A 19,831-nucleotide genomic window follows, 5' to 3' on the forward strand; every position below is an offset into this window, starting at 1 on the left:
CTTCGCCAGGACTAGGTTACGCTCACAGCAGCAGCAATTTCGGCGCTCCCAAAATCATCGTCCCGCCGCACCACGATTGAGGTTTTCACCAGATAGTGGTCGGAAAGATACTTATCATGCGCCAGGGGACTTGCCGATCTCAGAATATACTGGCGGCTAAACCGGAAGGTTTTCCGCTCGGCGCCGCGCGGGATAAAGATGCGGTCGAACGGAGCATCATTGCCGATCGCGTAGGTCGGGATGTCGTCTTCATTCAAGTCTTCAAAGCCGCTCTCGATGAAGGCCTGAATCGCTCCTTCGTCACGCCTTTTGCAGTTGGTGTCGCCGAGGACGATGATATCACGCTCATCGAAGGCATCGCCAATTGCGGCAATCTGCGCCGTCAGTTCGCGCGCTTCATGGTATCGCGTGCGCATCACGACGTGGCGTTGCCCGACGTTCGACTTCATGTGAAGCGGTATCACCACGAAGTCCGTCAGTTGTATGGCTGCGTCTTCACCGGGCCTCGCCGCAAATTTCACCGCATGCGGATGCCTGTCCCAAAGGAAGAGCCTGTCTCCGTTGTCGTCGACGACCTGGTTCGACACGTTGACGCGCAGGGTGTCGCCGACTTTTGTCACGCGGGCCGTGTTCCAGGCGATGCCACAAAGCTGTTCTCGATCGCTCGGATCACGATTCGGGAAGATTTCGTACTCCCAATGATTGCCGGTGTGCTCCTCGACGAGATCTAAGGAGGCTCTGAGGAACTTGTTTCCAAGTTGGCCGCCGGCTGGGAAATCATCCGTGATGTAGAGCTCCTGAATCGCTAAAATGCTGACGCCGGAGAGTTCGATGTGCTCGGCGATGGCGTACTGATTGTTCGGTGAGTCGTCCACTCGCCCGAAATGTTCGATATTCCAGCTGCCGATATGTATGTATCTTGGTTTCATGTGACCCTCCCTTTGCCAAAATGACGGTTCATGTCATCCGAGGAGTTGCCGACGGACGGTCGCCGCGGTGCTGCGCGGGCCCAGATCGACGCCCGGGCGGTCACTCCGCTTCGATCTCGATATCCACATAAGTCTTGCCACTGAGGATGCACTCGAGGTCCGTTCGCGGCGGTTGTGCCTCCATGAGCCACTGCTCCTCCCGGTCCGCATAGTGCGGCAGGTTCGCGGCACCGGCCGCACCGAAGCTGTCCAGATACTTTCGAGCGTTGCCGACGCGCTTGCCGAGCTCGACAAGAAGCTCGGAGCGCGGGATGCTTGGGTACGTGTTCCCTCGTGCCGTCGACACGAGCGCTTTCGCGGCTGGCTGCTCTCCATCGGCAGGAAGGGGAAGGATCGCATTCAGGATCCTGGCAGGCTCGCTTTCGCCGTTTCCGCCGCTGGACCAAGGCGTGGCGTTCTCGCTGCCATGATGGCCGATTTTGAGGAAATCGATCGGCTCGCCCAGAAGTTCGGGCCGCGTGTTCCACATTGTGTTCCAGGAACCATTTCCCTGCCCAAGGCGGAACGTATTGGTCCATTCTGCATCGCCGACGAACAGAAGGCGCCGTCCTTTCCATTCGATCAGCAGAACGACACTGGTGTTGTTGATGACTTTGTCGTTTTCCTGCGTGAACGCGAACAGTCCCGACATCATCCGCGATCGCAGACGCCGGAAATCGGAGCCGCTTATGCTCTCGGGCCTGACCTGGGGCTCGTCCCTGAGCGTTCGCAGGGCACCTGTCGTTTCATTGAAGGCGTGAACGATCTCCGCCCCTTCATCACCGAGATAATAGAGGTCGATATTCTCTTCGGGCCCGAGAACCTTGAGAGTGGCGCCCTGCAGTGTCTCGATCGCCAATTCATCTTCCGTCATGTCGGCATGGACGTATTTGGGTTCGATTGCGTTTCGGGTCGGAAGCGTGGTTCGCAACGCCTCCATCGCGCCGTCATTGCCGAGCTCATAGAGGGCGACGAGGCCTTGGAGCTCAGGGCTCAGGGACAGGTCCCTCGCCGCAAGATTGCGCATGGCCCGCGTCGCAAGCCGGTTGAGGGCAAAGGCGTGTTCGGCTTGAGGATGCTGCGCGTTCATCGCCGCGCTCATCCAGATGTTTTCGATTTGGATGCCGTCGAAGTCCTCGGGGTCGAATCCCTTGATATGGTCGGCATGTTCGTGTGTCGCGACCAGAAGGTCGAGCCGAACCCGCCCACCGCCGGCGTCCGGCAGGATCTCTTTCAGATTTGCGACCGCACGCTTTAGTAGCGCTGCCCGGCCCTTCGAACCGCAGTCTATGAGGATGTGGAAGTTGTCGACCGCACCGTCTTTCACACGCGCCCCGGGAATGCAGCAATAGATGCAGTCGCCGACCTCGACGTCGTAGGCGCGGACTAGGAGCTTATCTGCCACTGCACATCTCCCATTTCATCGTCGCGATCGTCATGGAGGCCGATATGCGGAGCCAGGTGAAAGCGCACCGTGCCGTCGATCACGCGCGAGCCGAGAGGAGCTATGCTCTTCTCGAGCAGCCCAGCCTCCCCACCAATCGGATTGTTGATTCTCCCTGCCGCAATCCGACGGGCCAACGCCGAGAGGAAGGCCGCCCTGCGCTCTCGTCCTTCCTCAAGCTCATCATCGGCGTCCCGGCCCGTGCCAAGCTGTGGCCCGGTACCCGGCTTCCGCGGCCAGTGAAGGACGTTGCCGTTCTCATCAAGCGCGATTGTGCCGCCGCACAGCAGACTTGTGGTCTGGCCTTCATAGGCGCCGAATTCAGCACCGTTGAGCTCGACATCCTCGCGCCAGACGTACTGGACGAGGACCTGCTTCGGCTGTCGGCGCCCGTCGATGGTGAACTTCTGCGCGGTCGTGACCTCAGGAAGAACAATGTCTGCCGTGTACGGGATAAGCAGCGACTTACGGTTATCGTCGAGGAAGCGGTAGGCGTACGCCCGCGAATTCGCGATGGTTTCGACATCGTGAAATATGTCGACAGGCAGACGCCGGAACGTGACCTTTGCTCGGCCAAGCTCTTCACGCTCCGACTCGTCGATCAGCCCGCGTTGTATGAACGCGTCGAGCATCATCGCTCGCTGACCGTCCGGATCGCTCGGATTGGCGATCTCCTCTGCCCGCAGGACGGCGATCGCATAATCTTTGAAGGTGACGTCTACGGGCGGCAGCAGATCGAGGGGCTGCACTGCTACGTTTTGCATCCGTCGCACAGTGTACCAGAATGCCTTTGCGACAGAGAGCTTTTCAACGTCGATATAATATCGCGACAGCCGGCGGAGGATGTCAAATATGGCTCCGGTCAGCACCTCCGACATGAAGTGTTGCGACTGGCTGTCTTTCACGTCAGCAAACCTCTGCTTGTTCAGAGCGCTACGCAGGTAAGGCCGATCCTTCACTTGTCTGCCGAATTCGTCGGCAATGCTGGACAGCGCACTCTCGCTGTCGAGGTCGCCCTCTGTTTTCGCGACGAGTTGGGCACGGAAGGCATTGTTGCGGAAGGCGATCAGGATCGCAGCCATATCGCCCATGAACTCGTGAAATCCCGCGGTCTCGGGCAACACGGACTCGTTATAGTAGGGACGTAGACCATCGAGCACGGCATGGCCGAATTCGTGGTTGATGATGTCGGCTGAGAGGCAGGTGAAAACGCGGCCTGCAGGTCGGTCGAAATAATAGAACTGGAGCGACTTGCTCTCGCGATCGTAGTAGGCGTTTTCGCCGTAGCCGGCGTGGGGAACAACGATCAGCCGGTTGCCCTCGAAACCCCAGCGAATTGGCCGTCCCAAACCAAACCCGTTCTCGAAGTAATCAAGTCCGTTCTGCAGCGTGGCCCAGACGTTCACCTGGTGGAACTGAGGCGTGTTCAGCTTGTTCCGGTCTACCTCATCGCCATTCTGGTCGAGAAAAACGTTTCGCCGAGGATCCCACTTCGCCGGCGCGGCGAAGGACTCAGTGCCGCCGTCATAATCGACCACCACGAATCGTGCACTGGTTGGACCATCGCCCAACCCCGGTTCCCAGGGCACCAGAAATCCATCCGCGAAATCGAACTTCTGGTCCGACGCCGTGATGGCCGGGTCCTGAAAATAGACGTCGAACGGGATGCGTAGGTCCAGTTCCTCCTGTACGTCCCGCTGCACGTATCGGCGCGCCGCATAGACCTGCCTCCGAGCCTCCGGGGAAATGGACAAGTCCTGCGTCGCTCTTGGCATGTCACCTCCCGTGCCGGAGTTTTCCGGCCACCTCACAAACGCTTCGTAACGGCGTCTACTCAATCACTAGGTAGGCAGCTGCTGGTCGAGAAGCCCTGTTGAGAAGTTCCGCCAATCGAAGGCCCGCGGTTCCCAGCTGGTGGTCGATCAGAGGAAGGTTCTCGTTCCGATAAGCATCATCCAGCACTATGTTGTTCGGCACGCTGGCGATCAGTGTGACTGCGATGCGGTGGCTCTCGTTCGCCCAGTCGGTGGTCGTACCGACAGAAATGGCAGTGGCGTCAGCCGTCCTGAGCCAACCGGTTTCGAGGCGCTCGACATAGCTATCCCATGACCAGCCGGTCTTGTCGATCAGAGCAGCGTCCCAAGTTGAGTGCAGGTTTGTGTTGAACGGTAGGTCTCCGTTCACCCGCTCCAGGGTGGTTATCGTGACATCGATGCCGTTTCCGCCGCGTTCGTCCTTGATCGTGTGCAACGGTTGATGGAGGCCTCCAATGAGGTGAACCAGGAACTTCAGCGCCCGCTGCCGCTGTTCCGTTGGTGCGGTGGCACAGCTGACGAGCGCGAGTTCCCGGTCGATCGCTGCGATGATGCAATCACCAAGCGCCGGGTCGGGTGTGCAGTCGCGAGTCGCGTCGTAGGCTGCGGCGGCGGATGGTATTTCGACGAAATGCCAACGGGTCGTTCTCCGGTCTCGAGCGCGTTCATCATCTGCCCAACTACCGATGGATGCGAGTGACGTACCCGGCCCCAGGATGGATTCGACACCAACGGCGGCCGCGTCGTTCAAACGATGCTGCGCGATCTCCGCAACAATCGAATGACCAGAGGTCCCCCAAGCAAACGCAGTATGAGTTGCCGCAAGTACACCCAATGCTGTCAGCACAAGTGTCCGCATTATGCACGTCCCCTCAAGATCTACATTAAGACATCCTTTTTGTGACAGATGCAAGACAACGGCCTGAGGCCGACGGACGAGGTGAAAAAACTTGAGCTTGGTTGCGGAAGTTGCGATCCAGCCATGACGCAACAGCAAGCCACACCGATGCCGATGGATGGAGGGTTTCAGCGCGAGCTACGCCTTCGCGGGCTGCTGAACTCGGGTAGCGGTTTAGAGGCTTACAAACGCAGGAGACACAATGGGGAAGATGAAAGAGCTGCAGATCGAGACCCACAACCTCGATCGAGATTGGCAAGATCTATTGCTACGCATTCTCGCGCAGGAGGACGTCGGCCTGGCGGCCGCAACGCGGCCGGATGAAGAGCCAGCAGACGAGGAAGAATGGGAACTCTACCGTTCGCTTCCAGACTTGACGTTTACGCCGAAAGAGACAGTCAGAAAGTTGGCCGTCGAGTTCAAGATGTTCCGCTGGCAGAAAGATTGGCAGCGGCATGTAAGAGACGCGATTTCTCACATCCATGGGATCGTTAGAACAGAGGGCTTCGATGGCGGGATTGTCATCGTATCCCTCGACATTTCGGACCAGGCCCTCGCGGAGCTCAAGTCGACCGCCGCACCTGAAGTTCAGATTTGGGGACTGGGCACTCTGAGGTCGTTGGCAGAGAAAGATGACGCACTCGCGGACGCCCTCGAAGAGCTCGTCTCAGAAACTGTCCTCGACGGTGATTCTGGCATTCGCGGCAACGTGGACACGCAATCGCCGACAGGCTGGAAGCTCGCTTCGCGCCTCCGTCAAATCCCAGCCGGCAAGGAAGGTTGGAGCGACTTCGAGAAATATTGCGAGCAGGCTATTCGGTTTCTATTTGCGGCGGAACTCTCCAATCTGAGTTCTCAACAGCGCACCGACGATAAGCTGAACCGAATGGATTTGATTGGCCGGATCAAATCAGATCGCGGTTCATTCTGGTCTATGATCGCCGCCGACTTCTCGTCTCGCTACATTGTCTTCGACGCGAAAAACTATCATGAGCCGATTGGTCAAGCTGAGATCCAAATCACCGAAAAATATCTCTTCTCCAAAGGGCTCAGGACGGTCGCTATCCTGGTCGCGCGATCAGGCGCCGATGAGAGCGCCCGGAAATCTGCCGAGACGATCTTGCGTGAGAATGGGAAGTTCATACTGGTCATCAACCTAGACGATCTGTGCCACATGCTTACGGGAGCGGATGCGGGGGACCCGCCCGAGAACCGGCTTTTTGAACGAATGGACGAGATGCTCATGAAGATGGGTCGATAGACAACCGTCAGCTCGGCGCACGCTCTTAGCGACGCAAGTAGTCACCGCGACTCCGACGCATCAGAGGAACGACCGTCAAGATCTATCTTCACGGCCAGCTTGTCCGGCAGCCGCCCCTAGGGTTGGGTCAGGATTGAACCTTCTCAGCAACTCGCATATTGTTGGTTGAGCGCCGCCATCATCGGCGTGGCCGCTGCCATGGCGAAGGACCGTCGTCCAACGGGTATTCTTTCTCGCGACCGAACCCTGATTCCGGCCGCAAGAGGTGAGCAGCGCATCTCGACAAGGCCGAGATGAAGGACTTCGCGTGTATTCCACACTTGATGGCGCTAAGAAATGCGCAAAGGAGTTGAAGCGGCTGTTTGAGGACAGCGGCTTCGTTTTTCCGTTGAACAAATGCCAGGCAGCAGTTGCCCGCGGCGGGGGCTTCCGAGACTGGCACGATCTTGAGGCAGCTCTCAGCAACTCCGTTCGACCGATCGAGCTAGGTGCCTTTCGCAAGCGGCTGCTCGTAGCGTTGCCCGAGCCCTGCCGTCCACCCGTGCTCGCGTGGCTCGACAAAGATCCGGCGGAAGCAGCACCCGATCGCGAAACACCCCCGCGTTGGTATCGCGACGTCTTTCCGTATCTGTTGGCGACCGCCGCGTTGCACCGCAGTCGCAGCCCTCTGCTACGGCCTGGTTCAGGAGCCGGCCAGCGACTGCGAGAAGCACTCGTCCTCGGCCTCCTTCTCAACGTCCATGGAGGAACGCGAGCCGTCCCCTGGCTTGAGCCCGACACACTTGCCTTTGTGTTCCGTGGCGACCTGGCGTCTCTGTTTCAAGACGATGCTCGGCACCCACGGTTCGACGCCGAGCTTGCGACATTGATCGCTGCCGGCATTCTGGACGTCCAGGAGGGGCGGGTCAGGGTGCTTTCTCCCAATGCGGAGGCGGTGGCGGCGCGTGTTGCTGACAACCGGACCGGAAAGGCCGAGTATTGGGCAGGGGCAGGCGGCGCCGAGGGTACGTGCTCTGCACGACGCGCTTGCTGCTATCGGCGTCCGCAACGCGCGGCGGGTCGCGGACGCCATCTCCCGTTTCGGTTCGGACGCGTACATCACACCCTCCGGGCCGGTGCTGGAGTTACTTTCTTCGCTCGCTGAGGAGGGCGAGGTCCAGACGTTCGCCAAGGCATACGGGCTGTTCACCACCCTTCGGCCGCTCAATGCCCACTATGTGCGCGAGTCGGTACCGGCAAAGATCTCGTCGCGCTATCTTGCGAGTCATCGACGTCTCGATGCATCCAAGATACTCGCATGGGCATCCGTCCATCCGGATTGGCCAGATCAGCTCAAGGCGACGCTATCGAAACCGGCCCTATTCGCTCTCACAGTCAACGCGATGGCAAATGCGATCGCGGTCGCATGATCATCAAACCGCCGCCGCGCATACGGCGGCGGCGGTTCCTCCTAGTTAGATATCCGTTCGGTTCTTGTGCTTTCGTCCTCCCTGCTTGCCGTCCGCGGGCGGATCCAGCCGGAGGGAGAGGTGGTCCATCTTGTTGCCCATCACCTCACCGACCTGTTCGGGGGCATTGCACATGCCTCTAAACCTAGGACGGGAACTCTCCTATTCCGAGAGGGAAGCCCCGGGTATCAGCCGCTTCGCTCCCAGCATATTCCATTTGGGTCGCATGGCGCGGATGAGGGCGGCTTCAAGCCCGGCGGCAGTGCTCACCGGCAGACCGTTCCACTCGAGCGCCTCGGGTGTCGCGACAAAAACCTGCACCGACTTTCCCTCGGCTAGGCACTCGAGGGTCAGCGCCTTCCACGCGCGAGCTCGTCCTGTGGCCTTTGTGGCCCCGCCGGTAGTGGCCCATCCGCGCGTGCAAACCTGTCTAGGTCAGCCCGATATATTTAACCACTCCGTCAACGGCGAAGGCGTAGATTCCAGGCTCGTTGGGCGCCCTCTCGCTAAGATGGAAGGCCTCGTCCGAAAGGCGGGTCCACTCGCCGACTGGCCAGAACCCGGCCTTGATCAATACTGCAGGCGAGGCGTCCAAGCGCGGGCTGGCAGCCGCATGATCCGCCGCCTTGGGTTTCCCGGCGCTACGAGGTCGTTGCCCCTGTGCGCCTCTGGCTTCCTCATCGACGAGCACTTTGCGAACATGCTGGTATCGGAGCTCGAGCATACGGGCGATCTCCGCCCGCTCGTAGCCGGCTAGCCGCGAGCGCCCGAATTCGCGCGGATTTGGTTGTAAGGCCAGTAATCACATCCTCGACCGGAGGTCGTGCGGTTCGCAGGTCAGACATCGATCGACCAGACCTCAATACCATCTTTCTCAAATTGCGGCCGCCGCGAGTTTCCGGGGAACAGCGGAGACATGAAGAACACGTACCGGTTGCGTTCGGGCCGCCCCGCGAGCTTCGCGAGGTCCGCCGCAAGTTTGCCGTTGTTGCGGGGGGTTGCCGCAGCGAAGGTCTCCGCGCCAACCTCACCAGCTCCACGCTCATGATGTCGAGCTCGAGCGACGCATGGGCGCCAGGCGCGAGGCGGAAGCCGCCGATATTCGGATGCAGCTGCAGCAACTGCCTGGCAGCGCCAATCGCGACTGCAAACGTCCAGGTCTGATTGATCTGCTCGATGAAGTTGAGCGCACGATCCTCGATCGAATGAAAGGCGACAGGCTCGAACTTGATCTGCCGCAGCATGTCGAGCGGATCGCCGGTTTATGCTGACATCCAGTCCCGCGCTCGTGCGGCCGACGCACGCACGAGCGACATCAGTTCGTCGGCCTCCTCACGGCAGCTGACGGTCAGCGCAGGCGCCATGGCGATCCGGCGAACCTCTTCCAATGTCATCTCCCCATCGTGCGCCCGCACCAGAACCGATAGGTGCTCATGCGTCGATCGTCGACGACATGTCCGTGAATCCCGCGAGCCTGCACGACCGCGAGGGTGTCACGCATCCGCGCCACGCGGTTCTGGCGATCGACCGTTGTGGCCAGGGCCATCTGAAGGCCGTCAAATGCCAGGATTTCCTCGTGGAAATTGTGAGCGGAGCCGTGGTGGGGCAGCGTCAATATACCAACATTGGACGCGTATGGCTGATAGAAATTCATCCAGGGGTCGCGCCGTAGCTTCTGCTTCAGCGCGGAATCTCCCGTTCCGAGCCAGCCCACAGGTTCAATGAAGCCGATGTCCCAATGGGGAAAGTCCTCATAGGGCCATCCGTATCGATGCCAGCGATGATCGTCATCGGCTGGTCGGGTGCTTTGACAATACGGTCCGGAGTAGAGCGACATCGACAGGGCGTTGTGGCCGTGCCCGAAGTGCTCACCGTAGAGATCAAGCAGCACCTTCGTCTTCTCGGGCGAGCAAAGAAATTCGATCAATTTCGCGGCGAGCTTTTCCTCGTTGCCGCCTCTGATCCTAAGGGCCTTTGTGACCGCTCGCTGAAAGCGGGAACGAACGGCCTTGTCGACCGGATGCACATAGGGGAGCAGGATCCAGTCGCCGATCTGCCACTGTGCAGTTTCATAATAGCGCCACTCCAGTCGCATGAAGGAGCCGGCGCCGGCAAGAACGGCGCCGTCGGCGGCTTCTGACCTCGCTTCGCTGGCGGCCGTCAAACCTTCCGGGACAGGTCCTCTTGGCTTACGCAGGTGGTGGGCAAGCCGCGTGCCGGGCTTTTTCTTTTCCGGCAATGCCATCGCATCCCGGCGATCGTCACCCCCGCCGTCGTCGATCGGACCATCGGGCTCCATCGGCCCGCCCGGCCGCGGAGCATCACCATCATCCGCCTCGAGAAAGATGACGTATCTCGCGCCGCGGTCCAGCCACCAGCCCGCCGGATTGCCGAAGTACTCGCGAGCGGATGTCGAAACGGCGCCGGACTCCGTGTCAGCGAGAATGAAGATCAGTCGCTCGATGACGTCGAGATACGGCACGACGACGGTCTCTGCTGGTGCAATGGCCTGCAAGTGTTCGATGCCGTTGGAGTGATCAGAGTGGAGGTGGGATACGAAGAGAATGTCCGTGCGTCCCTCGCAACTCAGCCGGTGCGCGTTTAATGCGCTCTTGAACGCGTTGCCGTGCTCGGACCCGCAGTCATAAACGTACCGGAAGCTCTTAATCTCCGTATAGCCTTCCAGCTCCGCACCAGTTCTTGGTGGCTCGAAGACCTGAATGTGTCCCGTGTGGAAACCACCATGTCCAACGGCATGTTGTACGCGACTGACGCACGCCCTGAGCACGATTGCCCGCCCCCCCAATTTTCTTTCCTGAAGCTTATAGCAGCATTGCTTGCCAAATCTTTGCTAGTCGTGGAATCGCGTGACGGTGCTCCAGTCTGCACCAGTTCTTTCCGATCGAACGGGGCGGTGGCGCATGAAGACGCTGCCTTAAACATTGTCTGGCGCTCACGGCACGAACTGACCTCAAGGGGGTCTAAACATGCCAGCACGCTCTCATGTTCACGTTCTGTGCTCGAAAAGTCGCATAAAGAGGCAGTCTGGAGTTGAAAGTTCAGGACCCAAAGGGGCCTCATTTCATTCCATTGAACCCGCCTTGGCCGGATAACCCTTTGCGACGTAGCTAAGAAGGCGGCTTCATAGCCGAGCGCGATGGCGAAGATGCGCTAGTCTAAGTCTAGACGCATCTGTGAATTTTTGCATGCGCATCGCTGCCGACAACGCCTGGCATGATTGTCCTGCTCGAAAACGGCTGCGGCGATCGCGGCAACGCGATCGATGCGATCATTTAGACAGAGGCCTCCGCCTGGCATCGAGCAACATGCACGGAGGTACGCAAAGCGCAAATTGCATCAAGTATTTGATGGGACGAGCCCCCCGCGCAAAGAGCTTGCGCTGCGTCCATCGTGCCGCCGAACTGGGGGCGTGACGATCGACCACGATGGCCTATTTTTTTTGCAAAGTCGAATGTCCCGATTCCGAAGGCAGGGAAAAACTCCGACCACAGCGAAGAATAGTAACAACACGGGCGACGCAAGCCGCCTTGCCCTCTAGCAGGGGAGGTGGTTGCGGTGCTCTCACTGACACGAGATCGCAAATGGCACGTGGGTGAGCAACAGAACTGGCGACGCCCATGGTGATCGGCTTGACTCGCTGGAGGAAGCACAAGGTCTCGGCGGGCGCAGGCGCAAGCGACGGGTCGAGGCTGGCCACCGCGGTATCTGATCGAAGCGTAGTCGGACAAGCAAGCGGCGTAGTGCCCTACCTCGATGTTCCTAGAAGCGCGCCGGCAGCCTGGGCGGGGGGCTTGGGGTTAGACTGCCGGCGCACGCCACTCATGAAGAGCGGCCTCTTTTCGCGGTTCGGACACCCATAGTCAACCCGGCAACGTCTGGATGCCCGCTGTGCTCTTTGCAGAGCGGCGATGCCGGCATATCGGCCGATCCTGTCTAGGATGGTGGGCCACTCTCGTCGGCCGAGTTGATGCTCCAGCCAGTATCGCCTTGCCGACCAGCATGAGTTCGCCGTTAGCAATCCATCGTCGCGAGCCGAGACCGAGGTAAAAAGCGCGTGTTATCGACTATGTAGCTGACGCTCCCGCTGACGCCCTCGAGTGCAGACGCTATGGCCCGTTCGCACATCTTGTGAATAGTACTGCCCCATGCACCTGAAACCGCCTCCTGGGACCAGGCTTGCTCAAGCCCTTCCTTCAACACGATTGATCCGACGCCAAGGGAAGCGGTTTCGAGGTGCCGCAGCGCGTCCATGATGATGGCCGCCGCGGGGGCCTCGCGGACTTCGAGAACCTTTTCACCGGTTGAGATGTGTTCGAGCCCGGTTATTGAAATACTGGCTCTTGCGGATTCTGATCGACTTCAGTGCTCGTCGCGATCGATGCCGCAGGCCATTTTTCTGCAGCAAATGACCTTTCCGAAAGTTTGCGACAGAACCCGCCGACGCCGCTCTCATCGAAGCGGATGAGGCTCAGCGGCCTCCCACCGTTGCCGGCCGAGGGCTGCTGCTGCAGAATTCATGCGGGCGTTCCAGTCACGGCCTTCCATTCGGCGATGGCTTGCAGGCGATGAACATGTATGGCGAGAGCAGAACGTTTGGGGCGGGGCGGGACGAAGAGGTTGCGGAGGGCTGACAAGGTCGAGACGAAGCGTTGCAGGCCTCCCGGCGATCGGACCCCCTGCATCATCCGCTCCCGTTTCGCGGCGGCACATGGGAATTCTCCGCTCTGTTGTTCAACCCCTTGTGCGACCGGTGCCTCGACGTCCGGCATCACCTGTCGCTTTGCCGCTCCATACGAGCGCAGCTAGTCGGTGATCATGCGCTTCGGCGCGAGCCCCTGCTTCTTCAACAGCCGCGTCAGCAAGCGCTTGGCGGCCTTGGTGTTGCGGCGGTTTTGCACGATTTCGTCCAGCACATATCCATCCTGGTCGACGGCGCGCCACAACCAAAGCTTTTTGCCGGCGATGGTGACGACCACTTCGTTCAGGTACCAGACATCATTCCGGCACGGCGGCTTGCGGCGCAAGCAGCGAGCGTAGTCCGGCCCGAACTTGATGCCCCACCGGCGAATTGTCTCATACGAAACCACGATGCCGCGTTCCAGCAGCATTTCCTCAACCAGGCGCAGGCTCAGCGGAAACCGGAAATAAAGCCAGACCGCGTGGGCGATAATAGGCGGCGGAAATCGGGGGGCGTGTAGCTGACGGCGGGCGTATTCATGCCCCCCGGCGTCTATGTCGCAAATCTTGGCGATTGGTTTGTGTGACAAGCCCGCCGCAGGTCTCAACGCGTTCATATGCAGACAATGTGAAATCGCCCTATTCCGCCTTTTTTTACCGCTCCTTAAGTCCCTCGCTCGCATGCTTGTCGATGCCATTGAACTCATGGCCATCGGCCAAGGATTTGGAAAATACCTCTCGCAGCAGAAACCGTGAGAGTCGCTGTAGGCCTAACGTTAAGGGGCTGGGAGAGAGCGGTTTGATTGGACGAAATGTGTACCGGAGTACCGAGTCATGAAGCCACGAGGTAATCTGGTCCGACTGAAGCAATTTCAGGTGAATGAGAAGCGGCGACAGTTGCAGCAGCTAGACATGATGATTGCCGATTTCGAACGCATGGCGCGAGAACTGGACTTCCAGATAAACGCCGAGGAAACGAAGGCCGGCATCTCCGATATCAATCATTTCGCTTATCCGACGTTCGCCAAGGCCGCCCGCCTACGTCGTGACAACCTCAAGAATTCGCAATCGGACCTTCTGCGGCAGAGAACCACAGCCGAGCCATGCCTCGCCGAGGCTGAAGCAGAGCTCTCCAAGGCGCAAATGCTAGAATCGCGCAGCGGCAGAGGCCACGACCTCGAACCCGGCAACCGAAGCGCCATGATCGGCTGAGCCGGACGGCTTCAGCGCGCCTCAATTCGCGACACCCGACTGGCCGTTGGCGCGTGTGTCGCCGCAGCGTGACAGCCGTCCCGGCCAGCTATCGCTGCATCAAGCCGCTGAAACTTTACAGTACCGGGCGCGCTGCTACCTCAATTTCTTTACCGCTCAATCAATGTGACAGCACCGATTCTTCTCAACCGCGGCATGCCCTAAATCGTCACCTGCGTCCCGATCTCGACGACGCGTCCGGTCGGGATCTGGAAATATTCCGTCGCATCTGCCGCCGTGCGCGCCAGCCCGATGAACAGCTTGTCCTGCCAGGCCGGCATGCCGGAATTGGGCGAGGCTTTGAGCGAGCGCCGCGACAGGAAGAACGACGTCGTCATGATGTCGAACTTCCAGCCCTGCTTGCGGCAGATGGCCAGCGCGCGCGGGATGTTGGGCTGCTCCATATAGCCGAAGGTCAGCGTCACGCGCATGAACAGCTCGTTGACGGTCTCCATCTTGACGCGCTCGCTGTCGGGCACGACAGGCTGCGGCGCCGTCACCACCGAAAGGATGACGTTCTGTTCGTGCAGCACCTTGTAGTGCTTGAGGCTGTGCATCAGCGCGGTCGGCGCGCTCAGCGGATCGCTGGTCAGGAACACCGCGGTGCCCGACACCAGATGCGGCTTCTTCTTCAGCAGATTGCCGGCAAGGAAATCCAGCGGGATCTCGTTCCGGCGCGTCTTGTCGAACAAATAGCGGGTGCCGCGGATCCAGGTCCACATCGCCAGCACAATGGTGAAGGCCACCGCCAGCGAAGCCCAGCCACCTTCGAACACTTTGACGATGTTCGAGGCAAAGAAGCCGATGTCGATGAACGCGAATACCACTGTCAGGGAGATGGCCAGCCAGAGCTGCCATTTCCAGATGCGGCTCATGATCACGTACAGCAGCACCGTCGTCACCAGCATGTTGCCGGTCACCGAAATGCCGTAGGCTGACGCAAGCTTGCTGGATTCGCCAAAGCCGACCACCAGCAGCATCACCACCAGCGCCAGCAGCATGTTGACGCGCGGCATGTAGATCTGGCCGGACTGTCTTTCCGACGTATGCAGGATTTCCAGGCGCGGCAGCATGTTGAGCTGCACCGCTTGCCTGGTCAGCGAGAAAGCGCCGGAGATCACCGCCTGGCTGGCGATGACGGTCGCAGCGGTGGCGAGAACGACCATCGGAATTAGCGTCCAGCCTTCGTTCATCTCGAAGAAGGGATGACCGACCACTCCGTTTTTCGCCAGCACGAATGCGCCCTGCCCGGCATAGTTCAGCAGCAGGCAAGGGAACACGATTGCCAGCCAGGCGAGCACGATGGGCTTGCGGCCGAAATGGCCGAGGTCGGCGTAGAGCGCTTCGGCGCCGGTGACGGCGAGGAAGATGGCGCCGATCGTCACGAAGGCGACGTCGGGTGAATTGATCAGGAAGGCGACGATATAATGCGGGCTGACTGCCAGCAGGATTTCCGGATCGGCGATGATGTGGTTGAGACCGGAAAGGCCGATGGCCAGGAACCAGACTGCCGTGATCGGGCCGAAGATCAGGGCGACGCCGCCGGTTCCAAACCGCTGTGCCGAAAACAGAATCGCCAGGATGACCAGCGTCAGCGGCACCACATAAGGCTGGAAGGTCGGCGTGACGACGTTCATGCCTTCGACCGCCGACAGCACCGAGATCGCCGGCGTGATGACTGCGTCACCAAAAAAAAGCGAGGCACCGACGATGCCGATGCCGAGGATCACCGCCGAGCGGGTCGGGAAACTGTTGCGCGCCAGCGCCATCAGCGACAGCACACCGCCCTCGCCGCGATTGTCGGCCCTGAGCACGAACATGATATATTTGATGGTGACGATGATGGTCAGCGACCAGATGATCAGCGACAACACGCCGAGGATGTCGCCACGGTTGGCGACTTCGCCCCCCGACGATGCCACCAATGCCTCGCGGAAAGCATAGATCGGGCTGGTGCCGATATCGCCGTAAACCACGCCGAGTGCGCCCAGCATCAGCACCTTGGTGCTGTGCTGCTCGACCTCAGAATGGCTCGATTGTTCGACGGGTTCTGCCTCGTTACCAGCATTGGTAAGGGCCATGGACGACACTCCGATAAGCGCGCGGTGCTCTACGCTTGCTGCACTGCAATATCAAGTGCCGTCACGTAATGGCTCCGTATGCGGACCGCATTTGTTGCCCCACCGGCGGATTGTCTCATACGAAACCACGATCCCCCTCCAGCGCCATTTCCTCGACCAAACACAGGCTCAAGGGGAACCTGAAGGAGAGCCAGACCGCATGGGCGATGATCTGCGGCAGGAAACGATGGCGCGTGACGCTCAACCTGCCCGACCTCAGCTGGAGTTTGCGACGGAACCGGGAAATATGCCGGACCAAGCTGACTGGTGACACACGAACGCATTATTGTCTTCCGGTCTGGCGGCAACAGTATCGGCAGGACGGCAAAGCTGACCGGCTGCTGCAGCGAAGCGCAGGTGAAGCGCGTCTGGGCTCGACATCAGAAGGAAAGCGGGAAGCAGGAAATGCTGTCGCAAAAGTTGAGCTCTGCGACGGTGCAAAAGTCAGTTGCAAATCGTCGCGACAGAGGCTCGGCAGCTCCCCGAAGTAGCCATTTCAGATTGCTTGCAGGTGCGGATAAAGTCCTTTATGCATCGGCACATGATCAAGTCCGCGCTCATCGCTGCAATCTATTATGCGACGCTTCCATAAGGAGCGGCGCGTTTCGATCATGCCTTGAAACAAGCCGCCGTCAGGCGGCTTTGTTCATGAGAGGACCCCCTGGCGGCAATACCAGGAGGATTCCCTATGGCACTTCCCGATTTATCAACCGGTCATTCCGAACCATGTTCGGCGGCTTTGAAGACGCTCATTGAGCGCGGCTATGTAAATCAAGGGACCGACCTGCCGGGTGTCGATGCCGCCTTTGAAGCAGGCGTCGTACCCGCTTACGCTGGTTTCGATGCGACGGCTGACAGTCTTCATGTCGGCCATCTTCTTCTGATCATGGCGCTTCGTCATCTTCAGCAGACTGGCCATAAACCCATCGTTCTCATTGGGGGTGGGACCACCCGCATCGGCGATCCCAGCTTCCGTTCGGAGGCGCGGCCGATGCTGACGGACGAGCGGATCGCCGCCAACATTGAAGGGATCAGAAAGGTCTTTGACCGTCTCCTTGTCTTCGGAGACGGCCCGACGGATGCCGTGATGGTGAACAATGCCGACTGGCTGGACAGCATTCGTTGGATCGACATGCTGAGAGACGTCGGCAGGCATTTCTCCGTCAATCGGATGCTCTCTTTCGACAGTGTGAAGTCGCGGCTGGAAAAGCAGGAGAACCTGAGCTTCTTAGAATTCAACTACATGATCCTCCAAGCGTTCGACTTCCTTGAGCTATCCCGCCGGACCGGTTGCCGTCTGCAGATGGGTGGAGCCGACCAGTGGGGGAACATCATCAATGGCATCGACTTGATACGGCGGACGGATGGAAAGGAAGTCTTCGGAGTGACTACGCCGCTTCTGACGACTCCTTCAGGTGTCAAGATGGGTAAGACGGCTGCCGGAGCTGTGTGGCTCAACGAAGATCGCCTTTCGCCATACGATTACTGGCAATTCTGGCGTAACACGGAAGACGCTGATGTCGTTCGGTTCCTGAAGCTTTTCACCGATCTGCCGATGGACGAGATCGAGCGATTTGGACAGGCTGAAGGAACCGAGCTAAACGCCGTCAAAGAACGTCTCGCCAACGAAGCTACGGCCCTGGCACATGGAACTAACGCCGCCAAACAGGCGGAGGCCACGGCTAGCCAAGCATTTGGGCAGGGCGAAGCCGCAGAGGGGCTACCGACGCTTCATCTAAATGACGCCGAGGGCTTGGCCGGAGTAGCCCTTGTGGATTTGCTGGTACGCGCCGGATTGACCTCCTCCAAAGGGGAAGCGCGAAGGGCGATCTCGGGACGAGGTGTGCGGATCAACGGCAACGTCGTCGAGGTTGATACAATGATATCGTCCCAAGACCTCCCGATCCGGCTTTCGCTCGGCCGGAAGCGCCACACTGTTGTAAAGTAGGGTTTCAGCAAGATGCTGTCGCAGAAATTCTGCCCGCTTAGCGGATATTGCAGACATTCGCGTCGAGTTCCCTGAGGAATGTCGAGAGACATTCCCCAGGGGGTAGTTAAGGCCGGGCAAAGGCAGCAAACTGGCCGGGTGGGTGATTGGCTACTATATTACGTGATGCATTAACATGTAGGAGGTCGAGCAGCATTGTCACGCTTCCATGCGGCAATGGGCGGGCCGTTTCCTTTGATGTGATCGGCATTGACGGCGACCGCACACAAGGTGTCCACCTATTTTGGTGACGCCTCATGCATCAGAGCACTCAACAGTAAAAGGTGCGGGGAAATTCGCGCTTACTAATTAACTGCCAAGCGACACACGTTTCGCGCGCGGATCTGCAGATCATCTTGCGGCGCGCGGCATTGATGCTCAGAAACGTCGCCGGCGTGCCGCTGGAACCGGCCACCGAGGACGCTCTCAACGCCATTGCTGCCGAAATGGAAATCGGCCGGGCGGACCTCATTCAGATCGTGCTGCGGGAATGGTTGGAAACGAACGCCTATCTGCCCGTGCGCGAAATCGATGAGGAGAATGAAACGGACGGGAGCGCGTAAATGCAAACTTCCGCGATTACGCTATGCACGGCGAAGCTGCGACTCATCTATCGCTAAGGCGCGGCGGACCTGATGGCCTGTCGTATTCGTCGATGGCCATGGTTCGAGCGATAGGAACGCGGAACGCCTCCGTGGCGCCCCGAATGTCGTCATCATATACGGCTTGTACGCGTCCCCAACTGCCGCAGCTTTCATCGGCTGCGCACTTCGCCATCCGGACTTGAGACAGTGCCGGCTCTGCTTCGGTGCAACGTCCGCGATGGCGGCTCGATTCCTGGGCCAAGACTCCATTTTCGGGCGGCAATTCCAGCACCGACCTTGACCGAGTCATGCCGCATATCTGTTGGATGTCGCATCGTCGTAGCCCCGCTAAGCCGACCAGGCCTCCCGACCGCCGGATCGATAATGATGATCGCCTCTGGAGAATTGTTCTTGCTGTCGAGCGCGATGGTCTCCACCGTCTTGCCGTGCTCTATTTCCGCTCAGTCATGAGCAACGCCAGCCAGCCTGTCGACACTTTCGACGAGGTCCCGTGCCTTATCTGCATCGTGTGAAGGCTTTGTGGGTTCGCTCGGGCCGCGCCATCCCCAGCCTATCTTCCTTCACGCCCAACAGCGAAGCATCCAATGCTAATTCGTGAAGCGTCGAGAAAACAAAATTTGACTGGCAATCAAGTTTCTGTGGCGCGACCTTTCGTGGATGCGACAGCCAAACAGCCTGACTTCCCCACTGGGAATGCTTGCTGCCTCGACCTCTCTCCGGCCGGCCGAACGCCCTTTGCGGTGCCGGCCGACACGTTCCGTGCCGGTGCCGGAGCCGAGGAGAGCCCGAGGCCTTCACCATCATCAATCCGCTATATGGGCCATGCGCTCAACAACGCGCTGCAGGACACAGGACGTGCCGTCCCACAGGGATTATTGAATCCCGTTAGGATTTAAACGCCATATCCAATCGCAGCCATCCGCTGAACGCAGCTATCGCCGTCGACGCGAACATCGAACAGAACCGACCCTGCGGTTTTTTCCGCAGCGTCAGCCACACGATCGCAGAACGGTCGATTGAGGTAACAGGCACAGCAATAATCGTGTTGGGGAACAACGGAGAACTTAGATGCGCGTCGGTAAACGGGGACACCGCCCTTTTGGTGGCGGAATTGGCTGCGTGGAATGCGTCTCCGCTGAGTTCCGAAGTCGGAGCCCGCACCTCGGCATCGCCGACGGCGTCGAAGATTTCCAGGAAATCATTATCCGGCATTCCTAATATGCCGCCTCGCGTTTTGCCCTGAAAGCCGAGCCAGCGCTGATCCAGTTCGCGGAGTCTTCGCCCATGCCGTTCGTCAATGGCATCAAGGCTTCGCGGGAGCGTGTCGTCGCTCGGGA

15 protein-coding genes and 2 pseudogenes are annotated in these 19,831 nt (G+C 59.4%); 6 read left to right on the forward strand and 11 right to left on the reverse strand.

Annotation, left to right across the window (positions count from 1 at the left end):
- Positions 1–11: 11 nt before the first annotated feature.
- The 4 genes from NKH60_RS24630 to NKH60_RS24645 form a co-directional block, all read right to left on the reverse strand.
- On the reverse strand, positions 12–929 hold the full coding sequence (locus NKH60_RS24630) for an endonuclease/exonuclease/phosphatase family protein (RefSeq protein ID WP_352873642.1): 918 nt from the start codon (positions 927–929) through the stop codon (positions 12–14).
- A gap of 100 nt (positions 930–1,029) precedes the next feature.
- Positions 1,030–2,295 carry an MBL fold metallo-hydrolase gene (locus NKH60_RS24635; protein WP_352873644.1) on the reverse strand — a complete coding sequence of 422 codons (1,266 nt, stop codon included), beginning with the start codon at positions 2,293–2,295 and terminating at the stop codon, positions 1,030–1,032.
- A gap of 59 nt (positions 2,296–2,354) precedes the next feature.
- Entirely contained in the window at positions 2,355–4,187 is a 1,833-nt protein-coding gene (locus tag NKH60_RS24640) for a gluzincin family metallopeptidase (RefSeq protein ID WP_352873646.1), read from the reverse strand.
- 55 nt (positions 4,188–4,242) lie between these two features.
- Positions 4,243–5,085, reverse strand: coding sequence for a S1/P1 nuclease (locus NKH60_RS24645; protein WP_352873648.1), 843 nt, complete (start codon positions 5,083–5,085; stop codon positions 4,243–4,245).
- Between the two features lie 241 nt (positions 5,086–5,326).
- Between NKH60_RS24645 and NKH60_RS24650 the strand changes: the two genes are divergently transcribed.
- Both NKH60_RS24650 and NKH60_RS24655 read left to right on the forward strand, forming a co-directional pair.
- Positions 5,327–6,385, forward strand: coding sequence for a hypothetical protein (locus NKH60_RS24650; RefSeq protein WP_352451806.1), 1,059 nt, complete (start codon positions 5,327–5,329; stop codon positions 6,383–6,385).
- 944 nt (positions 6,386–7,329) lie between these two features.
- The gene (locus tag NKH60_RS24655) at positions 7,330–7,794 is read left to right on the forward strand and encodes a hypothetical protein (protein WP_352784359.1); all 465 of its coding nucleotides are present in this window, start codon (positions 7,330–7,332) and stop codon (positions 7,792–7,794) included.
- Between the two features lie 469 nt (positions 7,795–8,263).
- On the opposite strand, the gene NKH60_RS24660 is transcribed toward NKH60_RS24655, so the two are convergent.
- On the reverse strand, positions 8,264–8,557 hold the full coding sequence (locus NKH60_RS24660) for a hypothetical protein (protein ID WP_352784362.1): 294 nt from the start codon (positions 8,555–8,557) through the stop codon (positions 8,264–8,266).
- 343 nt (positions 8,558–8,900) lie between these two features.
- Between NKH60_RS24660 and NKH60_RS24665 the strand changes: the two genes are divergently transcribed.
- Positions 8,901–9,104: a hypothetical protein gene (locus NKH60_RS24665; RefSeq protein WP_352784365.1), complete on the forward strand. Its 204-nt coding sequence runs from the start codon at positions 8,901–8,903 to the stop codon at positions 9,102–9,104.
- Positions 9,105–9,223: 119 nt separating this feature from the next.
- On the opposite strand, the gene NKH60_RS24670 is transcribed toward NKH60_RS24665, so the two are convergent.
- The 3 genes and pseudogenes from NKH60_RS24670 to NKH60_RS24680 all read right to left on the reverse strand — a co-directional run bounded on the left by NKH60_RS24670 (position 9,224) and on the right by NKH60_RS24680 (position 13,097).
- Positions 9,224–10,639 carry a hypothetical protein gene (locus NKH60_RS24670; RefSeq protein ID WP_352784368.1) on the reverse strand — a complete coding sequence of 472 codons (1,416 nt, stop codon included), beginning with the start codon at positions 10,637–10,639 and terminating at the stop codon, positions 9,224–9,226.
- A 1,226-nt stretch (positions 10,640–11,865) separates the two neighbouring features.
- Positions 11,866–12,186, reverse strand: coding sequence for a hypothetical protein (locus tag NKH60_RS24675; RefSeq protein WP_352784380.1), 321 nt, complete (start codon positions 12,184–12,186; stop codon positions 11,866–11,868).
- 182 nt (positions 12,187–12,368) lie between these two features.
- Positions 12,369–13,097, reverse strand: a pseudogene (locus NKH60_RS24680) (IS6 family transposase).
- 268 nt (positions 13,098–13,365) lie between these two features.
- On the opposite strand from NKH60_RS24680, the gene NKH60_RS24685 reads away from it, so the two are divergent.
- A complete protein-coding gene (locus NKH60_RS24685; protein ID WP_352451800.1) occupies positions 13,366–13,743 on the forward strand; it encodes a flagellar export protein FliJ in 378 nt (125 codons plus the stop codon).
- A gap of 200 nt (positions 13,744–13,943) precedes the next feature.
- Here the strand turns inward: NKH60_RS24685 and NKH60_RS24690 are convergent, their stop codons facing one another.
- Together NKH60_RS24690 and NKH60_RS24695 are read right to left on the reverse strand one after the other, a co-directional pair.
- Positions 13,944–15,863, reverse strand: a complete 1,920-nt coding sequence (locus NKH60_RS24690) for a potassium transporter Kup (protein ID WP_352784371.1) — start codon at positions 15,861–15,863, stop codon at positions 13,944–13,946.
- An 84-nt stretch (positions 15,864–15,947) separates the two neighbouring features.
- Positions 15,948–16,122 (reverse strand): annotated as a pseudogene (locus tag NKH60_RS24695) (IS6 family transposase); the annotation flags it as partial.
- A 468-nt stretch (positions 16,123–16,590) separates the two neighbouring features.
- Here NKH60_RS24695 and tyrS point away from each other — a divergent pair.
- Together tyrS and NKH60_RS24705 are read left to right on the forward strand one after the other, a co-directional pair.
- On the forward strand, positions 16,591–17,850 hold the full coding sequence (tyrS, locus tag NKH60_RS24700; RefSeq protein ID WP_352784374.1) for a tyrosine--tRNA ligase: 1,260 nt from the start codon (positions 16,591–16,593) through the stop codon (positions 17,848–17,850).
- 323 nt (positions 17,851–18,173) lie between these two features.
- A complete protein-coding gene (locus NKH60_RS24705; protein WP_352451797.1) occupies positions 18,174–18,452 on the forward strand; it encodes a hypothetical protein in 279 nt (92 codons plus the stop codon).
- A gap of 927 nt (positions 18,453–19,379) precedes the next feature.
- Here NKH60_RS24705 and NKH60_RS24710 read toward each other — a convergent pair.
- Positions 19,380–19,831 (reverse strand): hypothetical protein (locus NKH60_RS24710; RefSeq protein ID WP_352873659.1); only part of this gene is annotated, 452 nt, incomplete at its 5' end.

The sequence above is a fragment of the Mesorhizobium sp. M1006 genome (assembly GCF_040318825.1).
Lineage (GTDB): Bacteria > Pseudomonadota > Alphaproteobacteria > Rhizobiales > Rhizobiaceae > Mesorhizobium.